Source organism: Vibrio sp. V39_P1S14PM300, assembly GCF_009904765.1.
Classification (GTDB): domain Bacteria; phylum Pseudomonadota; class Gammaproteobacteria; order Enterobacterales; family Vibrionaceae; genus Vibrio; species Vibrio proteolyticus.
On record NZ_WXWP01000050.1, the window covers coordinates 1 to 3,455 of the forward strand.

The following is a 3,455-nucleotide window of genomic DNA, read 5'->3' on the forward strand; positions in this document are numbered from 1 at the left end:
TAAAATAAAGGAGTGTTCAAAAATGAATACCAAGAAACCGATGTCGCTGACCAGCCGAGTTATCTTAGGTATGGTAGCGGGTATTCTGACTGGCTTTGCGATTCGTTCGCTGTTTGCCGGCAACGGATTTGTTGACGCGTACATTGTTAACGGCCTGTTTGAAGTGGGTGGCCAGATTTTCGTCGCCAGCTTGAAAATGCTTGTTGTGCCATTGGTCTTTGTCTCTCTGGTCTGTGGTACCAGTTCACTCAAAGATCTGTCTACTTTAGGTCGTATGGGCGGTAAAACCCTGGCGTTTTATATCGCAACGACCGCAGTGGCCATCACACTGGCCCTGACGATGGGTAACCTGTTTCAGCCAGGTGCTGGCGCGGATCTAACGGCTGCCAGCAGCTTCAAATCGGCTGATGCCCCATCACTGGGTCAGGTCATCATCGATATGTTCCCAACTAACCCAATCAGCGCGATGGCTGAAGGTAAAACTCTTCAGGTGATCGTGTTTGCGGTGTTGTTTGGTATTGCGATCAGCGCCGCAGGCAAACCGGGTGAGCGTATCGCCGCCGTGTTTGCGGATCTGAACGAAGTGATCATGAAACTGGTCGCGTTACTGATGAACCTGGCGCCTTATGGCGTATTCTTCCTGATGGCTAAGCTGTTTACTGGCCTTGGGCTGAGCGCAATCGTTAACCTGGCAGAGTACTTCCTGGTACTGGCAGGAACGTTGCTGCTGCATGGCCTGGTCACGTACAGCGCAATGTTAAAAGGCTTTACTGGTCTTAGCCCGATCACCTTCCTGAAGAAGATGGAAGATGCGATCATGTTCGCCTTCTCAACCGCGTCTTCCAACGCCACCATTCCGGTCACGATGGAAACTGCGAAGAACCGTTTTGGTGTCGATAACCGCATTTCATCGTTCACTGTACCACTGGGGGCGACCGTGAACATGGACGGCACTGCCATCATGCAAGGTGTGGCCACGGCCTTTATTGCTCAGGCGTACAACATCGACCTGACCATGGGCGACTACCTGATGGTGATCCTGACCGCAACGCTGGCCTCTGTTGGCACCGCCGGTGTTCCGGGTGTGGGTCTGGTGATGCTGGCGATGGTACTGAACCAGGTCGGCCTGCCACTGGAAGGCATTGCACTTATCATGGGTGTTGACCGTCTGCTGGATATGATTCGTACTGCCGTCAACATTACCGGTGACTCTTGTGTGACCGTCATTGTGGCGAAGTCCGAAGGTGCTCTGGATGAAGCGCGCTTCAACGACCCGAAAGCGGGTGAAGAAGAAGAAAGCGTTCACCTGAAAGAGGCAAAAGCGTAAGCGACGCCCACCGAAACAGCCCCGCTCAGCGGGGCTTTTTTATACCTGCGATTGACGCATGCTCGCAAACCGGTTGTCATCACTTCCCCCTGCGCTCGACACACCCCCTACCTACCCCTAAAGCGCAAAATTCAGTCATTTTCGTCGCACATCACAATCCCTTCAAGTTATTGGGTCTACTATTGTTTTTACAACAACAGACAACGCGCAAGGAGTGCAGTGGATGAATACGCGGTTACTGGTAATCGGACTGAGTTTGTGTCTTTTCCCAACCCTAGGTTTCGCCGCTTTAACCGAAGCCACTTATCTCGACCTGACACATACGGCGGTCGGTCTGACATCATTGCTGCTGTTTGTCCTAGCCTACACTCTGGTGATGCTGGAAGAGTACCTCAAACTAAAAAAATCCAAGCCGGTACTGCTTGCGGCCGGGCTCATCTGGGCGCTCATCGGCTACACCTATTCACAAATGGGTGAGATTGAGATCGCTAAAGCGGCCCTGGAATATAACCTGCTGGAATACGCGGAATTACTGCTGTTTTTGTTGGTTGCCATGACCTACATAAACGCAATGGAAGAGCGACGCCTGTTTGATGCCCTGCAAGCGTGGCTGATAGGCAAAGGGTTTAACTTCCGGGCGCTGTACTGGATTACCGGCGTACTGGCCTTTTTCATCTCTCCGGTGGCCGACAACCTCACCACCGCACTGCTGATGTGCGCGGTGGTGATGAAAGTAGCGTGTGACAACATGCGCTTTATCAACCTGGCCTGTATCAATATTGTGATTGCCGCCAACGCTGGCGGCGCGTTCAGCCCGTTTGGCGATATTACCACTTTGATGGTCTGGCAGGCCGGACATGTCTCCTTCACGGAGTTTATGCCGCTGTTTGTGCCTTCCGTGATCAACTATCTGGTTCCGGCGATGGTGATGTCGTTGTTCATCCCCAATCAGCGGCCGCACACCTTGCATCAGAAAGTGGAACTCAAGCGCGGTGCCAAACGTATCGTGGCATTGTTTATTCTGACCATCGCCACTGCCGTGGCCTTCCACGCCGCTCTGCACTTCCCGCCTGTCATCGGCATGATGATGGGTTTGGCCTACCTGCAGTTCTTTGGCTACTACCTGCGCAAAACACTCAGGCATTCGCTGGCGAAAAAGGCGGCATTAGCGATTGCCAATGGCGACGACGAAGCACTGCGAAGATTGGGGTCGGTAGTGCCGTTTGATGTGTTCCGACGTATTTCCCACGCCGAGTGGGACACCTTGCTGTTCTTCTATGGCGTCGTAATGTGTGTGGGAGGGTTGAGCCTGCTCGGCTATCTGGGCATGGTGTCGGAGGTCATGTACAGTCAATGGGATCCGATGTGGGCCAACATCATGGTGGGTATTTTGTCTGCTATTGTCGATAACATTCCGGTGATGTTTGCTGTACTGACCATGGAGCCGGAGATGTCCGTCGGCAATTGGCTGTTGGTCACACTGACCGCAGGCGTCGGCGGCAGTCTGCTGTCGATCGGTTCAGCGGCAGGCGTGGCTCTGATGGGCGCGGCGCACGGCCGCTATACGTTTTTTGGTCATCTGAAATGGGCACCGGTGATTTTACTTGGCTACTTCGTCAGCATCGGTGCGCATGTCCTGCTTAACGCGGCGTTATTCTGAAGCGTATGATTAAACAAGCGCGCACCAGACACACCGGCGCGCGCTGAATTTCCGTGCTATTGCCTCAGTAGTGCCCGCCAACCCCTTCGATGATACAGACATGATCGGTTTCATCGAGGCGAAATACCACACGATCCCGCTGCGATAACCGAATCGACCACACGTTATTGCCTTTATCCAAACACTCAACATGTGAATCAAACTCGTCAGCGGCATGACGTGGATCCGTGCCGTTGTGAAAGATTTCATTCTGAAACAAGTCAAAATTACGCTGCGCCGCACTGCTGATTGGTCGGCTCCAACGCACGGCCGATTTATTGATTCGCCAATGGCTCATGATGTTCTCCAACTGAATATTTTTTACCTTATTATTCACGCATGCAGGGTAAACACACCACGAGGACACTTGGTGTCGTTGGTGACTCACGCGGCGCGAATTACCGTACACTCTCTGAGCCTAGACCAGCA

Annotated in this window: 3 protein-coding genes; 2 read left to right on the forward strand and 1 reads right to left on the reverse strand. The window is 52.9% G+C overall.

The genetic code is table 11. The features are described from left to right. Window positions 1–22 precede the first annotated feature (22 nt). Window positions 23–1,327, forward strand: coding sequence for a dicarboxylate/amino acid:cation symporter (locus CAG65_RS02610; RefSeq protein WP_021706020.1), 1,305 nt, complete (start codon window positions 23–25; stop codon window positions 1,325–1,327). A 223-nt stretch (window positions 1,328–1,550) separates the two neighbouring features. Then, a complete protein-coding gene (gene nhaD, locus CAG65_RS02615; protein ID WP_161451983.1) occupies window positions 1,551–2,987 on the forward strand; it encodes a sodium:proton antiporter NhaD in 1,437 nt (478 codons plus the stop codon). A 64-nt stretch (window positions 2,988–3,051) separates the two neighbouring features. Here the strand turns inward: nhaD and CAG65_RS02620 are convergent, their stop codons facing one another. After that, window positions 3,052–3,324 (reverse strand): hypothetical protein, encoded by a 273-nt coding sequence (locus tag CAG65_RS02620; protein WP_021706018.1) that lies wholly within the window; start codon window positions 3,322–3,324, stop codon window positions 3,052–3,054. Window positions 3,325–3,455 lie beyond the last annotated feature (131 nt).